The sequence below is a fragment of the Geminocystis sp. CENA526 genome, assembly GCF_050753365.1.
Classification (GTDB): domain Bacteria; phylum Cyanobacteriota; class Cyanobacteriia; order Cyanobacteriales; family Cyanobacteriaceae; genus Geminocystis.
Map to the genome: position 1 here is coordinate 1 of NZ_JBLZFY010000007.1, position 14,882 is coordinate 14,882.

At 31.2% G+C, this 14,882-nt stretch carries 16 protein-coding genes; 5 read left to right on the plus strand and 11 right to left on the minus strand.

Annotation, left to right across the window (positions count from 1 at the left end; all coding sequences use genetic code 11):
- Positions 1 to 266: 266 nt before the first annotated feature.
- The 6 genes from ACN4EE_RS03565 to ACN4EE_RS03590 form a co-directional block, all read right to left on the minus strand.
- Entirely contained in the window at positions 267 to 689 is a 423-nt protein-coding gene (locus ACN4EE_RS03565) for a type II toxin-antitoxin system VapC family toxin (protein ID WP_431705024.1), read from the minus strand.
- 8 nt (positions 690 to 697) lie between these two features.
- Positions 698 to 1,006 (minus strand): hypothetical protein, encoded by a 309-nt coding sequence (locus ACN4EE_RS03570; protein WP_431705025.1) that lies wholly within the window; start codon positions 1,004 to 1,006, stop codon positions 698 to 700.
- A gap of 131 nt (positions 1,007 to 1,137) precedes the next feature.
- Positions 1,138 to 1,884 carry a BsaWI family type II restriction enzyme gene (locus ACN4EE_RS03575; protein ID WP_431705026.1) on the minus strand — a complete coding sequence of 249 codons (747 nt, stop codon included), beginning with the start codon at positions 1,882 to 1,884 and terminating at the stop codon, positions 1,138 to 1,140.
- An 11-nt stretch (positions 1,885 to 1,895) separates the two neighbouring features.
- A complete protein-coding gene (gene dcm, locus ACN4EE_RS03580) occupies positions 1,896 to 2,903 on the minus strand; it encodes a DNA (cytosine-5-)-methyltransferase (RefSeq protein ID WP_431705027.1) in 1,008 nt (335 codons plus the stop codon).
- Positions 2,904 to 3,159: 256 nt separating this feature from the next.
- On the minus strand, positions 3,160 to 3,414 hold the full coding sequence (locus ACN4EE_RS03585; RefSeq protein WP_431705028.1) for a type II toxin-antitoxin system RelE family toxin: 255 nt from the start codon (positions 3,412 to 3,414) through the stop codon (positions 3,160 to 3,162).
- Between the two features lie 4 nt (positions 3,415 to 3,418).
- Complete coding sequence (locus ACN4EE_RS03590) at positions 3,419 to 3,679, minus strand: prevent-host-death family protein (protein WP_431705029.1); 261 nt, start codon at positions 3,677 to 3,679, stop codon at positions 3,419 to 3,421.
- A 251-nt stretch (positions 3,680 to 3,930) separates the two neighbouring features.
- Between ACN4EE_RS03590 and ACN4EE_RS03595 the strand changes: the two genes are divergently transcribed.
- From ACN4EE_RS03595 to ACN4EE_RS03605, 3 genes are all read left to right on the plus strand, one after another.
- On the plus strand, positions 3,931 to 4,482 hold the full coding sequence (locus ACN4EE_RS03595; protein ID WP_431705030.1) for a hypothetical protein: 552 nt from the start codon (positions 3,931 to 3,933) through the stop codon (positions 4,480 to 4,482).
- Positions 4,483 to 4,831: 349 nt separating this feature from the next.
- Complete coding sequence (locus tag ACN4EE_RS03600) at positions 4,832 to 5,119, plus strand: BrnT family toxin (RefSeq protein WP_431705031.1); 288 nt, start codon at positions 4,832 to 4,834, stop codon at positions 5,117 to 5,119.
- Positions 5,097 to 5,333, plus strand: coding sequence for a hypothetical protein (locus tag ACN4EE_RS03605; RefSeq protein WP_431705032.1), 237 nt, complete (start codon positions 5,097 to 5,099; stop codon positions 5,331 to 5,333). Before ACN4EE_RS03600 ends, ACN4EE_RS03605 begins: the two co-directional genes overlap by 23 nt.
- Before the next feature lie 103 nt (positions 5,334 to 5,436).
- Here the strand turns inward: ACN4EE_RS03605 and carB are convergent, their stop codons facing one another.
- On the minus strand, positions 5,437 to 8,682 hold the full coding sequence (gene carB / locus ACN4EE_RS03610) for a carbamoyl-phosphate synthase large subunit (RefSeq protein ID WP_431705033.1): 3,246 nt from the start codon (positions 8,680 to 8,682) through the stop codon (positions 5,437 to 5,439).
- Between the two features lie 484 nt (positions 8,683 to 9,166).
- Between carB and ACN4EE_RS03615 the strand changes: the two genes are divergently transcribed.
- Complete coding sequence (locus tag ACN4EE_RS03615) at positions 9,167 to 9,427, plus strand: DUF7219 family protein (protein WP_431705034.1); 261 nt, start codon at positions 9,167 to 9,169, stop codon at positions 9,425 to 9,427.
- 48 nt (positions 9,428 to 9,475) lie between these two features.
- On the opposite strand, the gene ACN4EE_RS03620 is transcribed toward ACN4EE_RS03615, so the two are convergent.
- The 3 genes from ACN4EE_RS03620 to ACN4EE_RS03630 form a co-directional block, all read right to left on the minus strand.
- Positions 9,476 to 10,279 carry a hypothetical protein gene (locus ACN4EE_RS03620; RefSeq protein WP_431705035.1) on the minus strand — a complete coding sequence of 268 codons (804 nt, stop codon included), beginning with the start codon at positions 10,277 to 10,279 and terminating at the stop codon, positions 9,476 to 9,478.
- Between the two features lie 79 nt (positions 10,280 to 10,358).
- The gene (locus ACN4EE_RS03625) at positions 10,359 to 10,790 is read right to left on the minus strand and encodes a hypothetical protein (protein ID WP_431705036.1); all 432 of its coding nucleotides are present in this window, start codon (positions 10,788 to 10,790) and stop codon (positions 10,359 to 10,361) included.
- A 229-nt stretch (positions 10,791 to 11,019) separates the two neighbouring features.
- Positions 11,020 to 11,982: an NAD(P)/FAD-dependent oxidoreductase gene (locus ACN4EE_RS03630; RefSeq protein ID WP_431705037.1), complete on the minus strand. Its 963-nt coding sequence runs from the start codon at positions 11,980 to 11,982 to the stop codon at positions 11,020 to 11,022.
- A gap of 308 nt (positions 11,983 to 12,290) precedes the next feature.
- Here ACN4EE_RS03630 and ACN4EE_RS03635 point away from each other — a divergent pair, with 308 nt between their 5' ends.
- Positions 12,291 to 12,437, plus strand: a complete 147-nt coding sequence (locus tag ACN4EE_RS03635) for a hypothetical protein (RefSeq protein ID WP_431705038.1) — start codon at positions 12,291 to 12,293, stop codon at positions 12,435 to 12,437.
- 279 nt (positions 12,438 to 12,716) lie between these two features.
- Here ACN4EE_RS03635 and ACN4EE_RS03640 read toward each other — a convergent pair whose 3' ends face one another.
- Entirely contained in the window at positions 12,717 to 14,834 is a 2,118-nt protein-coding gene (locus ACN4EE_RS03640) for an EAL domain-containing protein (protein ID WP_431705039.1), read from the minus strand.
- Positions 14,835 to 14,882: the final 48 nt, after the last annotated feature.

The following is a 14,882-nucleotide window of genomic DNA, read 5'->3' on the forward strand; positions in this document are numbered from 1 at the left end:
CTACTCTCAAAAATAATAATTAGCGTAATTAATACTATAATTAAAAGTAAGATTAGTTGATTATTTTCATCTAAAACATAGTTTTTATTTATCTGTAACATTTTTTTCTCCTAAAATTATTACTTTATGCCATTATATTCGATCGAACCTACCATAAAATATACTCTTACTCTATGTATTATAACTTGCTTTTATAACTTTTATATTTATCTTAGTTTTCATTGCGTAATAAATTAACAAAATTGATTTTATATTTACCAATGATTCTATAATTCAATTTCTGGATTTTGTTCTAAAAAAGGATTAAAAATATTTATGTCACAATTAGTAAAATCTTTTGTATTGCGAGTGACGATCGAAAGTTGATATTCATAAGCAGTAGAAGCAATTAATAAATCAGCTTGAGTTCTAGTTATACCTTGTTGACGCAATTTTGCTCTTAATTCTCCGCATCTTTGGGCAATTTGAGGGGTAATCACAAAAATTTGACATCGATAATCAAGAAAATTACTAAACCAATTTAATTGTTTTTGAGCATTTTTATAAGTTAATCCATAATATATTTCTTCTACCGAAATCACGCTAATTCCAATAATATTTTGAGATGATAACCATGTCATTACAAACTGATTTGGTAAAGGTTTAAATAACTCACTAATAACATTAGTATCTACTAAAAATTCTATCATTTATCTGCTTATATTTCATTAACTCGATCGACCCTTTCAATGGAGTCTAACTCAATAGGGTTTTCTTGTTGTATTTGTGCTAATTTATTTAACATTTCTTCTATAGTAGGAATTGAAGATAAATTAAGTTGATTATTTTTTAGCTCTAAATATTTTAAAGTATCATTTTTATTAAAAAACTCTTTTTTTTCTATCATATTTGATAACTGATAATTTTCTAAAACTTCTTCTATTTGTTCAAATTCCGCTAAAGAAATTTGTACCGCAATGGGTTGATTATTTTCATCTAAAACATAGTTTTTATTTATCTGTAACATTTTTTTCTCCTAAAATTATTACTTTATGCCATTATATTCGATCGAACCTACCGTAAAATATACTCTTACTCTATGTATTGTCAATGCCCTTCTATGATGACAAAGCTAATAGTTAAAGTTTAGTAAAATTATTAAAGATTTTCATTAACAAAACGAGGTAAATCAGATAAATTATTAATAAACTCAGCATTTAAAGGTTTACCAATAAAGGCTACATCAAAAAATTTAAACATTCCACGATGTTGAGGATTATTAATTTCATTATAAAAATTAACCGTTGCAAAACCAACTAAAGGCATATTATTACTTTCATAACTAATATTATATTTTTCTTTAATTGGATTATCAGAAGTCGCTATTTCTAATAATAATTTCCACTTGTAAGTTTGTCCTGCACGTTCTCTTAAAGATGTTTTTAGAGAGAGAATTAAACATTTATTTAACTCTTTATTTTCATTGATACTATAGATTGCTAAATCTATATCAGGTTTTTGAGTTTCATCATCTACTTTTATTGTGATTATATCACTAATCAATTCATGTTGTTTAGGACGAGAAGTTATAAAAATATTAGTTTTGATCAACTGATTTTCTTTCAAAGTAAGAAATAAATACTTAATAAGGAGGGAAAAAGCATTTCCAGCAATAGACTTTCTCGCTTGAGATTTATCTTTTATTTCTCCTGCTAAAACTCTCTTATCTAATAAAATTTCTACATCATCTTTTGCTGTGTTTAAAATAGTATTGAGATGATCTAGTGATTTTTCTAAACCATATTTTATAATAGACTCATCAAGTTTTTTAAGAATGGGAGTCATGTAATAAGTATTTTTGATTTTTGATAAATCTGCTAACTCATTTTTATTTAAAATATTCATCTTTTATCTTGTTAAAATAATGATAATTGTTTTTGTCGGGATTGACCTAAATTATATTTCTCTACGGTAGTTTTAATTTGTTTCAGAATAGCATCAACCACTGGCACAATAACGGAATTACCAAATTGTCGATAGGCTTGAGCATCGGAAACTGGAATAATAAAATCGTCTGGAAAACCTTGTAATTTTGCACATTCACGAGGAGTTAATCGGCGAGGATTTTTATTAATTTGTTCAATCAATATTTCTGATCCATCTTTATAATATCTCGCACTTAAAGTTCTTGTATATTCTGATTCGGTATTAATAATTCCAAAACCAAAACCGTTTCCTTTTGCTTGACTATTTTTTTTATGTTGCTGTAAATAATTCCATAATTTATCGGATAATGTATATTTTTCATCAACATTGTTTTCTAAAATATCTTTTAATTCATAAAATCTTTTTCTTGGTAAACTAGGAAATTCAAAATTAATATTAGGGAATATATTTTTATTAAAACAAACAATAAATATTCTTTCTCTATGTTGAGGAACGTAATATTTCCCGTCAATTATCTCTGAAAAAATCTCATAATTTCTGATTAGCAATTCATTTTTTATCACTTGCCAAGTGTTTCCTTTATCATGACTTTTCAAGTTTTTTACGTTTTCTAAAAAAACAATTTTTGGTTGATGATAGTCAATTATTCTTAAAATTTCAAAAAATAAATTACCCTGTTTTTCATCTTCAAATCCGTGTTTTTTTCCCAAAGACTTCTTTTTACTAACACCTGCGATCGAAAATGGTTGACACGGAAAACCAGCACATAATAAATCAAAGTTAGGGATATTTTCAGCAGAAATATCGTTTAAATCACCGCAATATATTTCTCCAAAATTAGCTGAATATGTTTGACAACTATACTTGTTATAATCATTAGAATAAATGCAATTAAAACCATTATTTTCTAAGGCAATTCTAAAACCACCTATTCCTGCAAATAAATCAATGCTAGTTTTTATACTTATTGTGTCCAATGTTCTTAACTAATATGTGTGATACAAAAATTATAACGTAGGGTGTGCAATGCCCACCAAAAACCTTCAAAATTAATATATAGAAGTCGATCGACCCTACCATCAAATATTATCTTACCTTCTGCTATATAGCTTATAAACAAAACATATTTATAGCAATTTCTACCCTTATGAGGCACATTAAAATCTTTATAATCGGGCAGATTTTAATTTGATTTTGTACCTCGTAACCATGAAAACCGCTATATATAAAAAATTAGTCTCCATAATGACTTTTTGCCCTAATAATTAAGATTGTTTGATCATCGGGGATAATTTCATATAAAATTCTATCTTTGATATTTAAACGATAAGAGTATAAACCTTTTAAATTACCTTTTAATGGTTTTCCTATATAGGGATTGATAGATAATATTTCTTCTAAAATTATTTTTAGTTTTTCTTTTTGTTTAGGAGATAATTTATTAATATCTTTACTCGCTTTTTGAGAAAATCTAATCTGATAAACCATTTTTCTAACTAAAAATATCATCCATTGTTAAAGTTTCTCCCTTATGATATTCTTCTCTAGCTATCTTAATATCTTCTAAAATTTCTTGGTCTTTCAATATTTCAAAAGTTTCTAACCAAGACTCTAAAATATTCTCATTAATTAAGAAAAATTTTTGCTCATTTTGTACTAAAGTTACTGCTTCTTTTTGTGCGCTTTCAATAACTTGATTAAAATTTTCACGCGCATATTCTATGGAAAATTCTTGTTGATGAGATATGTTCATAAAAAACACTGATTAAAATTTTATCTTAACAAATCATTATAGTTGATCGATCCTTCCTCTTGCTCGATCACTAAAAGTCGAGCTGCTCGATCGAGCCTACGATAAAATATGATTATACTTTCTGTATCATAAATCGCCCCTAATAAATTAACGAGTTAGCGATCAAATACTGAGTTGCTTGTTTTGTAATATCTGTTACAGTAAATATATAAGTAAAAAACAATAACCCATTAACAAAAAGAGACAAAACCATGAAACTCACTAAAATAGTAAAACTTCTAACTCCAACACTTCTTTCTTTCCAAACTTTTTTACCCCTTACCGTTGCAATGGCAAGTACTGAATCGTGTGTATCAGCTTTTGATAGTGTAACCAATGAAATGATTCAACTTAAAAGTAAATTTAATGCTATTGTATTACAACAATCAAACTCTGGTTTAATAATCTTTGATTTTACCGCAAATCAAACACCTGTTGAACATTATGCGAACCAAAATATTAAGTTTTCGCCACAAATGCAAAACAAGTGGGCTACAAAAATAATAGAGAACTGTGAATATCCTATGAATATTTATTTTACTTTTGACTCAAATAGCTATTTCAATGGTACTATTTTTTATCTTAACCATGAAAGTCAAATAGTACACTTTAGTTGTGATTCTAGCGTTAACGATCAAGTCAAGAGAGACACTTTAATATCATCATTAGAGTGGATGATGGGTCTGTCAAAGTGCATGATCATGACAGAGGCTTATTATACTTTTTTAATGGATGCCTATGAAAGATATGAGAATACTGAGTAAACCTATGCAATGTTGCACAACTTTAGTCCTCAATAATTTAACTATTTTATCTTTTTTATTTTTCTCCTATCTAAAATAAAAACTATTTCATCTTCAATTTATCGAGTCAAAACTAAAGTAATAGTAGGGTGGGCATTGCCCACCAAAAAGCCTAGAAATAATCCTGTAAAGCCTTAACCTGTAAAGGTTCAGACGGTCACGATCGAATTGTCTCTGTTATTGAGCGTCCAATTTTTTGTATTTGTAGTATAGATTATAGCCCGATGAGGAATATGATCCCTTTTTATGATTAAATTATTTATTTTCATGGGTAATCTAATGATTTTTAATTTGTTAAAATTTAACTGTTATGTATTTTGAATTTGAATGGGATGAGCAAAAAGCTAAAACAAATTTTCAAAAACATGGAATATCCTTTGAGGATGCTAAAACCGTTTTTCAAGATATTTTTGCTTACATTTTTTATGATGAATGGCACTCGAATGATGAGGATAGAGAAATCATTATCGGACATGATTCAAAAAATCGTCTTTTATTAGTTTGTTTTACCGAAAGAAATCAAAAAGTTAGAATTATTAGTTCCCGTTTAGCTACTAAAAAAGAGCGTCAAAATTATGAAAAAAACATCAAATTTTAATAAGAATAATAACCAAGATTTACTTCCTGAATATGATTTCGATTATCAAAAAGCTAAACCTAATCGTTTTGCTCTTAATCCCTCAACCATTTCAATAACGGTTACTTTAGATGCTGATGTAGCAAAAGTTTTTCAGACTTCTAAGGATGTTAATAATGCGTTGAGAGCTATTATTTCGGCAATTCCAAATAAGGATCATCATTCCATATTATAGTTATTTGTTTTATGATTATTTGCGATTTTTTTATTAAATAAAATTTTTAAATTGTTCTAAATTTTTACCTTAACAGTAGGGTGGGCAATGCCCACCAAAAGCCTTAGAAATAATCTTGTAAAGCCTTAACCTGTAAAGGTTCAGACTGGAGCGATCGAATTGCCTCCACCGTTGCTTTAGCGCCTGCGATCGTGGTAATAATAGGTAACTTATAGTCTAACGCCGCCCGACGAATTTTACGCCCATCGGTTTGGGTTTCCTCATCGCTGTTAGGAGTATTAATGATGAATTGAATTTGATTATTCTTGATTACGTCCACAACGTGAGGGCGACCTTCATGAAGTTTCAACACTAATTCAACGTTTTTGACCCCATTTTCCATTAATACCTTTTTCGTGCCTTCGGTAGCAAGAATATTGAAACCTAAGTCCACCAAGTCTTTCGCTACTGGTACGATCGACTCTTTATCTCGATCGTTGAGGGATAAAAATACAGTACCCGAAGTCTGTACGAATACACTTGCACCGATTTCCGCCTTAGCGAATGCCTTACCAAAATCGCTATCTATGCCCATTACCTCGCCCGTGCTACGCATTTCAGGACCTAGTAAGGTATCTGTACCAGCAAACTTGTTGAAAGGCAATACAGCCTCTTTAACAGCGATATGTTTGGGGATAATCTCCTCTGTCACCCCTAATTCCTCAAGGGTTTTGCCCGACATCACGAGAGAGGCAACTTTGGCTAAAGGTCGTCCTATGGCTTTCGACACAAAAGGTACAGTACGGGATGCTCTGGGATTGGCTTCGAGGATGTAACAATCTTCTCCTTGTACAGCGTATTGAATATTCATTAAACCAATGACATTCAAAGATTGTGCCAGTTTTTCTGTCCAAATACGCAAAGTATGGACAACCGTTTCAGATAAGGTAATATAAGGGATTGAACAAGCGGAGTCGCCAGAATGCACTCCTGCTTCTTCGATATGTTCCATGATACCACCAATGACCACTTTACCCGTTGCATCGCACAGCGCATCTATATCAACTTCGATGGCATTTTGGAGGAATTTATCGATTAAAATGGGATGATCAGGCTCAATATCCACAGCGTAGCGCATATATTGTTCTAACTCGTCTTCGTTATAAACAATACGCATACCACGACCGCCCAATACATAAGAAGGACGTACTACCACAGGATAACCGATTTTTTCGGAGACTACTTTCGACTCCTCAAAACTGCGCGCGATACCGTTGGGGGGTTGTTTGATGTCTAAGGCGTGTAGGATTGCCTCAAATTTTTCTCTGTCTTCTGCTGTATCGATCGAATCGGGAGAAGTACCCCAAATCTTGGTGGTGACGGTAGTATCAGGATGAGCGAGATAGTTTTTCAAAGGTACTGCTAATTTTAAGGGAGTTTGTCCACCAAATTGAATGATAACGCCTTCGGGGTTTTCCATTTCGATGATGTTTAAAACGTCTTCCTTCGTTAAGGGTTCAAAGTAAAGTCGATCGCTGGTATCATAGTCGGTGGATACGGTTTCGGGGTTAGAGTTAACCATGATGGTTTCAAAACCTGCATCACTGAGAGAGAAAGCAGCATGACAACAGCAATAATCAAATTCTATACCCTGTCCGATGCGGTTAGGTCCTCCTCCTAAAATCATCACTTTGCGCTTATCACTGGGGATACTCTCATTTTCTCCTGCTTCGTAGGTGGAGTAATAGTAAGGAGTGAAGGCTTCAAACTCGGCGGCGCAAGTATCCACTAATTTATAAACGGGTAAAATACCTAAAGATTTACGGAAATCTCTCACCTCGTCTTCCGTTGTCTTGGTGGCGAAGGCGATTTGACGATCGCTAAAACCGTGTTGTTTAATGAAACGCATTTCAGGGGCGGTAATTTCTTTTAATGCCTTACGTCTCATATATTTCTCGATTTCTACCATTTCCTGCATTTTACGCAAAAACCAAGGATCGATCGCCGTTAACTCGTAAATTTGTTCTACCGTCATCCCTAATCTTAAGGCATGATATACGCTAAAAATTCTCTCAGGGGTAGGGGTGCGTAAATGGGAGCTAATTTGAGATAAAGTGGGTAAAGTCTCATTTTTGTCACAGCCAAAGCCAAAACGACCCGTTTCAAGGGATCTTAACGCTTTTTGGAAGGATTCAGCAAAGGTACGTCCGATCGCCATAGCTTCCCCTACCGACTTCATTTGTGTAGTGAGGACAGGTGACGAACCGGGGAACTTTTCAAAGGCAAAACGGGGTATTTTAGTTACAACATAGTCGATGGTAGGCTCAAAAGAGGCAGGGGTTTTCTGGGTAATATCGTTAGAAATCTCATCGAGGGTATAACCGACAGCTAACTTAGCTGCAAACTTGGCAATGGGGAAACCAGTAGCTTTCGAGGCTAAAGCACTCGATCGAGATACACGGGGATTCATCTCAATTACGATGACATCACCATTGACGGGGTTAACGGAAAACTGAATATTTGAACCGCCAGTTTCTACTCCAATTTCTCGAATAATTGCCTTAGAATAGTCTCTTAATCGTTGATATTCTTTATCGGTTAAAGTTTGAGCAGGAGCAACGGTGATAGAATCCCCAGTATGTACCCCCATAGGATCAATGTTCTCGATCGAACAGATAATAACTACATTATCCGCCATATCCCGCATTACTTCCAACTCATATTCTTTCCAACCAATGAGGGATTTTTCTACCAGAATTTGTGACATGGGAGAGGCATCAATACCGAATTTCGCCATTTCCTCGTATTCCTCTTGGTTGTAGGCAATACCGCCTCCAGTACCACCCATAGTGAAAGCAGGGCGTATAATTAAAGGATACGAGCCAATTTCTTCCGCCACGGCTTTGGCTTCTTCCCAATTACTGGCAATACCTGAAGGGCATACAGGCACACCAATTCTCGCCATTGCTTCCTTAAATAACTCCCTGTCTTCTGCCATCTTGATAGCAGGTAACTTCGCACCGATTAACTCTACTCCATACTTATTCAACGCACCCGATTCAGCTAAGGCAACGGCAGTATTAAGAGCAGTTTGTCCTCCCATTGTGGGTAAAAGTGCATCAGGTCGTTCTTTAGCGATGATTTTCTCGACAATTTCAGGGGTAATGGGTTCAATATAAGTTCGATCGGCGGTTTCGGGATCAGTCATAATGGTAGCTGGGTTAGAATTGACTAAAACCACCTTATAGCCTTCTTCTCGTAGTGCTTTACAGGCTTGTGTACCAGAATAGTCAAATTCACAGGCTTGTCCTATGATAATCGGTCCTGAACCTAAAATAAGAATTTTGTTAATATCTTCACGACGTGGCATAAGATTTATCGTTTTAACTTATAAGTTTATCTCGATCGTCCGATTAAGGGTGATCTCGATCATTTTAATCTAATCCGTAGATAAATTCTGTATTTATTTGTCTAGTTTTGTTGACACTTGAGAATGCAAGAGGTTGTGATTCTTCCCTAACCCATTAAAATACCTGAGTTCAATATAAAATGATGGAAATAATTGGGGTTTTTCATTGTCGGGGTAAAATTAATTGAATACTACGCTCATTGACGCTAGGTGCGAAGCGAAAACTATTAGTTATTGACAGTGCATTTTTCTTTTTTATTAAGTTTTCATCAAATTAAAATGAAAATCTATATCAATAAATTTAACCTTTAAAAGTATCAATTATAACTATTTTTTCTTGTTGTATTTTATGATATTAATAGCTTTTTATAAATAGATTGTTAATTGCTTAAACTATTTGTTATAGTAGGATATTGCTATTTTTTGGAGTGTATAATTAAATATTATGGTGGACGATCGAGATAAACAAGATAAACGGGATAAAGAGAATTTTATTTTTCCTCATACTTCTTATCGAGGAGAATTTACCCCAGAAAATCTCATGTTTAATGCTAATTTACAGGAATTTGCTCAAAAAGTTAGTTATATTTGTAACTTAGAAACTAATGGAAAAGTGCCTCCCCAAGTTGCCTATAAACAAATCAAAGATTTATGGCAGGATTTAAAACAAAGTATCAAAAATTTAGGACTGAATGAAAAAAAATAAAAGGGTTTTGGGCTTTAGGTGATAGGTAATTCAATATATAAAAATATATTAATCTATTTCTTGGGGTAATTCTTGGTTAAATTCAGCTTGAAAAATATTTTGATAATAGTGTAAACTGAGGGCAATTAATCCTAATCTTGCTTGAGATAAACTGATATTTTGTTGTAGGGTTTCCCCCCAAATACGAGTAAATGATTCAAACTCTAAGATTCTTTGACTGAGATTATTTAAGGCATGATGATAGTTAATTTTGTTTTTATTTATTTTCTCACTAATAATGATTAATTCTTTGATCAATTTTCTTTCGTAACTATGCCCATTAAATAATTGTTGATAGTCTATTAGACTGGGTGTTTTTATTCTCCATTGATTAACTTTTAAGTCTAAATTATCAAGGCTTATTATATTATCCCTATGGGCAGATTTTAAAATAGAACAACATCTTGTATGAGGATAAATATGTTTAAAAGAAACTTGACTTTTTTCTTCTTTTGTGCTGTATAAAATAAGTAGATTAAGAGGATAAAATTGATTAAGCCAATGGTTTAAAGTTCGATCGAGCAGTACAAATTCTAACCAACCATTACCCGATATTCTTACTAAAAAATACTCTATAAAGTTAGAGGAAGTTAAGCGATTAACAATATTTTCTGCTATAAATAAGGGAGATTTTTGTGCAATTTTTGCTAATTGTAAACAGACAGGAGTTTTATAAACAAATTCTTGCTCATTTTTACTTAATTCTATGGCAAAATTAAGGTTAGATAAGTTATAAATCTTTAATATCTCTTGTTTAATAAGATTAGAAATTATGTAATTATTAGCTCGATCGAACTTAATATAATCATTCATTGATATACTTACTATCATAATAATTTTAAGGGTTAAATATTATTCAAACCCTAGAAATCAAAAAAATTTTTTGGTATATTTATAAACTAATTATTCTAACTAAAATAATTTTTATTACAACCGCTATAGCGAGATAAATACTGGTCAAAAAAGCATTATAAGTACTAGATTGAATGGTATATTCTTCTTTTTCTTCTTCTGTTATGGCTTGAGCAAATCTCTTTTTTTTGATGTCAAAATAAATTAATTGACTAATAATCAGAATTAATAAAACAAATATCACAGCGTCTTGATTAATTAATAAACCGATACCACTTAAAAGGGTTAATATACCGCCAATAAACATAAAATTAGTAACTAATCGATCGACTTTTTTCTGCTCTAATTGTTCTAAACAAGTATCCATAAATTGAGAGTCTCTTGCGGTTTTAATAGCAAAAATTCCTCCTGCAATCCAAAATAAACCAAACAGTCTTAAACAATTTTCTAACACTAATAATAATAAATTCATAATTGTATTTTGTTAGTTCAATTTATTGAACGAAAAATGTTAGCTGTGGAATTTATTACACAGCGAATTATTGATAAAAACTATTATCTCACAATGAAATAAATTTCATCTATATTAGACATCTCCAAAAATTATTTTTAATTGTTTCGTAGTAAGGGCTTCAGCCCTTAAAATCTTAATTAATGGAGAAGTCTATTAGGAAAAAAATGTAAGTTAAATATGTCTTAGATTATAAATTACTTAACTTTTGTGCTAAATAATAACCACTTAAAAAAGCTGATTCTACTTTACCATTTAAACACCAATCTCCGCAAACACCTATCCTATTATCCTCATCTAAATAATAACCTTTTTCGTTCGATCGAACTGGAATAGCATAACGCCATAAATGCAAGGATTCATAAATATTATTCGTCAATTTAATCTTAAAAATATCTTCGGTATTTTGCTTCATAATTTCTGTTAAAATATCCCTATTTTCGTCTAAATTATCCTCCGCCCAAGTAAAATTAGATTGCATTACCATAGCGCCTTTTTCTCCTCGCAACGGCTTACTATCATTCACCGCAACCCAACCTAAAATTGGATGTTGCAACTCTACCCCATCAAAGGGAAGGTTAAGTTTTGTATCGGGAATAATCATTAAACTAAAACAAGGATACATCTTTATAGGTTCGATCGAACTAGCAATATTCGTATGAGATTTTAATAAATCATAAGTTTGTGAAGGAGGTGCCGTGACAATCACATAATCATACTCTGAGTATTTCTGGGCATTTTCATCAATTAATGTCCAAGATGTGGACTTTTCTAAGCGAATAATTCGAGTTTGGAGGCGCACTTCTAAGCCCATATTTTTACATAAATTATTCATAGCAATCGAAGGCACATAACGGCAATTTTCAGGGGAAATAAAAGTTAATTCTCCTCCCCGCCAACGGGCAAATTTTCCCTCCCAAACAGAGATAAGAGAATCATAGTCTCGTAAAAATGCTTGAAATAAAGAGCTTTTAGCTGTAAAGTATTGTGTACCATGATCAATATAACCCCAAGATGTCCTACGACTAGACATTCTTCCGCCAACTCCTCTACCTTTATCAAAAATATCCACAGAAAAACCTTGATTTTGCAACTGTTTTGCACAAGTTAAACCTGATAATCCAGCACCAATAACCGCTACTTTGATAGTCATAAATTTTTTATAGTCGAATCACGTTAAGAGAATAAATTTATAGATTAATTTTGATTTATAATTTGCTATATAACCATAGGGATCAAGATAAAAAGATTAAATTTAGAATAAAATAGGTATAATTACTAAAAATAAGTTTTTTATTGACAAGAATTTTGTCTCATTATATTAAGTAATAAATTCGATAATTTTCAGCAAATTCTATCTCCCACAAATAATAATAATTTTTGTTAAGATATTCCCTCATTTTCTCAGTTATATCTCATAATATATAGATAAGGGGATCAATATATTCGGAGGAATAAGTTATGAATATCATCAAAATGCTTGAAGATATGACCAAATATTTAACAGAGGCTTTTACCCGCATTTTCAGCCCTCCTGAAGAATCAGTACCTGAAATTGGTGTACAACCTTTTGAATGCGCACCCTATAACCCCAATTCTTCTAGTTAAGAATTGCTGAAATACTATTTTTATTCAGGAAAAAAATAAACAACATATTGCCATTGGCTAAATTATCAAGGTTGGGTGACAAAACTCAACCTATATTTTTATTGTTTCTTTTACTTTGAATATGATAAATGATTGATGAAGGTAGAGAAAAGGGAAGATTAATAGTATCTTAGAGATTTTTTACTAATAATTGATTTCTCATAAATAATTCCTGATTGCTATATTATAGGAGAGCTAATTCATTCTTCATTCTTCATTCTTCATTCTTCATTCTTCATTCTATAAAACACTTTCAAAGGGTAAACTAGGATAAAAATTAGTCATTTCTTCTGCTAAAAGAGGAGGGCTAAAAAATTCTCCTTGCATTTCTTCGCAACCTAAATTAACTAAAATATCTTTTTGCGTTTCTGTTTTAATACCTTCTGCTATTACTTTCACATTTAACCCATTTGCTAAACTGATTATACTATAAATTAATGGTCTTTTTGGGGAGTTATCTTCTAAGTCTTTGGTTAAGGATTCTGATATTTTTAGGGTAGTAAATTTCACTTTACTATTATCTATCTCATGGAGTTTTACTACGTCAAAATCAAATAAGGCAAATAAGATACCAATTTCTTTAAATTTTACTAGGTTATCCTCTATTAATTTTATATCTGATATGTCTCGATCGCACACAATATCTAGTTGTAAATTCATTAAATTATTCTCGACAATAAATTTTACTAAAGCATCGACAAATTGACTATCAATTAAAGAAGAAATTAATATTTTGATGCTAATTGTGGGGATAACAATACCATTCTTTTCCCATTGTTTTATATCTTGGGCAATAGTTTTTAACCATCCATAAATTAAATTAGAAGTTAATCCAAGACTAGAGGCGATAGTTAATATTTTTATATCTGTTAAATTTTCTTCACCATTATTTTCAAGAAACATACTACTATTTAAGACAAAAGATTCTTGATTGTTAACATTAACAATGGGATGATATTTAATCAAAATATTATTATTTTTAACCGCATCAAAAATGAGGGTATCTAAGATTTTATTTTCTTGGACTAGAGAGGAATTATAATATTGATAATTCTGATTAGATTGATGATAACTGGATTCTAAAGCCAGAGATGCTTTTTGCAATAATGTCTCTATATCATTGCCGTCTTGAGGGTGAATACTGATGCCAAAATTTCCTGTTACTAAAAATGATTTATCTCCTATATTCCACGTCTTATTAAGATTATTGAAAATCTCGTTGATAACTCGATCGATCTTATCATTATTTTTAGCTTCTTCGATCATAATTACATATTCATCATCGCTCCATTTTGCGATACTATCTCCTGCCAAGAGAGTATTTTTAATTTGTTTAACAATAGTTTGTAATAATTGAGTTTCACCATCATTATCTAAGAGAGAGACAATATATTTCCAACGATTAAGACGTAATTTAAGAATAGCTAAATTATCCTCTTTGATTTTATTATGTCCTAAAGATAATGCTAATTGTTCGTTAAATAATTTTTTGTTGGGTAAATTAGTGAGAGAATCATGGTTAGTTTGAAAGCGAATAGCATCTTCAATTTTCTTTAAATCATTAATATTTTGTACCGACACAAATAAGCACTTTTTATGATTATAAATAACCGCACTATAATTGACTAAAACATTAACTAAATTACCATTTTTTTGTTTGTGTATAGATTCTTTTGTCACCCAAATATTATAATTTTTTATCATCTCCATATCATGGAGAATAATATCTTTTTCTAATACAAATAAATCATCAATAGTTGAGCTAATAAGTTCAGGAAAAGAATAATCGATTAATTCAGTATAACTAGAATTAGCGGTCAAAATTTTGTTAGTTTCTAAGTCTATAATTAAAATCCCTTCTGACACTAACTCAAATTTCTCTAAGTCTTTATTTTCAATGACTGGTAAAATCAGATTAGTGGATTCACTATCATTAATTTCTGCATTAATAATAGAAACTTGTTTATCAGGATTAGCACTGAAAAAAGTTTTATTTTCTAAATCAACAATGTCATATTTAGCCTTAACTTCTACTCCGCCAATAAAAATTATATCCCCCGGTTGTAAACGATGACAGAAACACTGTTTTCCATTGACATAAATTCCATTAGTACTTCTATTTCCTTTCAAATCTCCATCTACAATCCAAAAAATATTTTCCTTTTCATTATCTTTAGGAGAAGTGTAAATAACTTTAATTAAACTGGCATGATTTCGAGATATAACTCGATGATTAATAATTAAGGAATTAGTTGAATTTCGCCCTATAGAATAAGTATTTTTATCAAGAAAAAAATTTTTTTTCCAAGTACCTGATTCTACTGCTAATATATGTCGAATGGAATTATTGCTTTTCATTAAAGATTGTCACCCTTTGTTTTTTTACACTTCATTAATTATTGATGC

Coding starts and splice junctions, on each gene's coding strand:
- ACN4EE_RS03565 (WP_431705024.1), bottom strand. CDS start 689: ATGATAGAATTTTTAGTAGATACTAATGTTATTAGTGAGTTATTTAAA.
- ACN4EE_RS03570 (WP_431705025.1), bottom strand. CDS start 1,006: ATGTTACAGATAAATAAAAACTATGTTTTAGATGAAAATAATCAACCC.
- ACN4EE_RS03575 (WP_431705026.1), bottom strand. CDS start 1,884: ATGAATATTTTAAATAAAAATGAGTTAGCAGATTTATCAAAAATCAAA.
- ACN4EE_RS03585 (WP_431705028.1), bottom strand. CDS start 3,414: ATGGTTTATCAGATTAGATTTTCTCAAAAAGCGAGTAAAGATATTAAT.
- ACN4EE_RS03590 (WP_431705029.1), bottom strand. CDS start 3,679: ATGAACATATCTCATCAACAAGAATTTTCCATAGAATATGCGCGTGAA.
- ACN4EE_RS03595 (WP_431705030.1), top strand. CDS start 3,931: ATGAAACTCACTAAAATAGTAAAACTTCTAACTCCAACACTTCTTTCT.
- ACN4EE_RS03600 (WP_431705031.1), top strand. CDS start 4,832: ATGTATTTTGAATTTGAATGGGATGAGCAAAAAGCTAAAACAAATTTT.
- ACN4EE_RS03605 (WP_431705032.1), top strand. CDS start 5,097: ATGAAAAAAACATCAAATTTTAATAAGAATAATAACCAAGATTTACTT.
- carB (WP_431705033.1), bottom strand. CDS start 8,682: ATGCCACGTCGTGAAGATATTAACAAAATTCTTATTTTAGGTTCAGGA.
- ACN4EE_RS03615 (WP_431705034.1), top strand. CDS start 9,167: ATGGTGGACGATCGAGATAAACAAGATAAACGGGATAAAGAGAATTTT.
- ACN4EE_RS03620 (WP_431705035.1), bottom strand. CDS start 10,279: ATGAATGATTATATTAAGTTCGATCGAGCTAATAATTACATAATTTCT.
- ACN4EE_RS03625 (WP_431705036.1), bottom strand. CDS start 10,790: ATGAATTTATTATTATTAGTGTTAGAAAATTGTTTAAGACTGTTTGGT.
- ACN4EE_RS03630 (WP_431705037.1), bottom strand. CDS start 11,982: ATGACTATCAAAGTAGCGGTTATTGGTGCTGGATTATCAGGTTTAACT.
- ACN4EE_RS03635 (WP_431705038.1), top strand. CDS start 12,291: ATGAATATCATCAAAATGCTTGAAGATATGACCAAATATTTAACAGAG.
- ACN4EE_RS03640 (WP_431705039.1), bottom strand. CDS start 14,834: ATGAAAAGCAATAATTCCATTCGACATATATTAGCAGTAGAATCAGGT.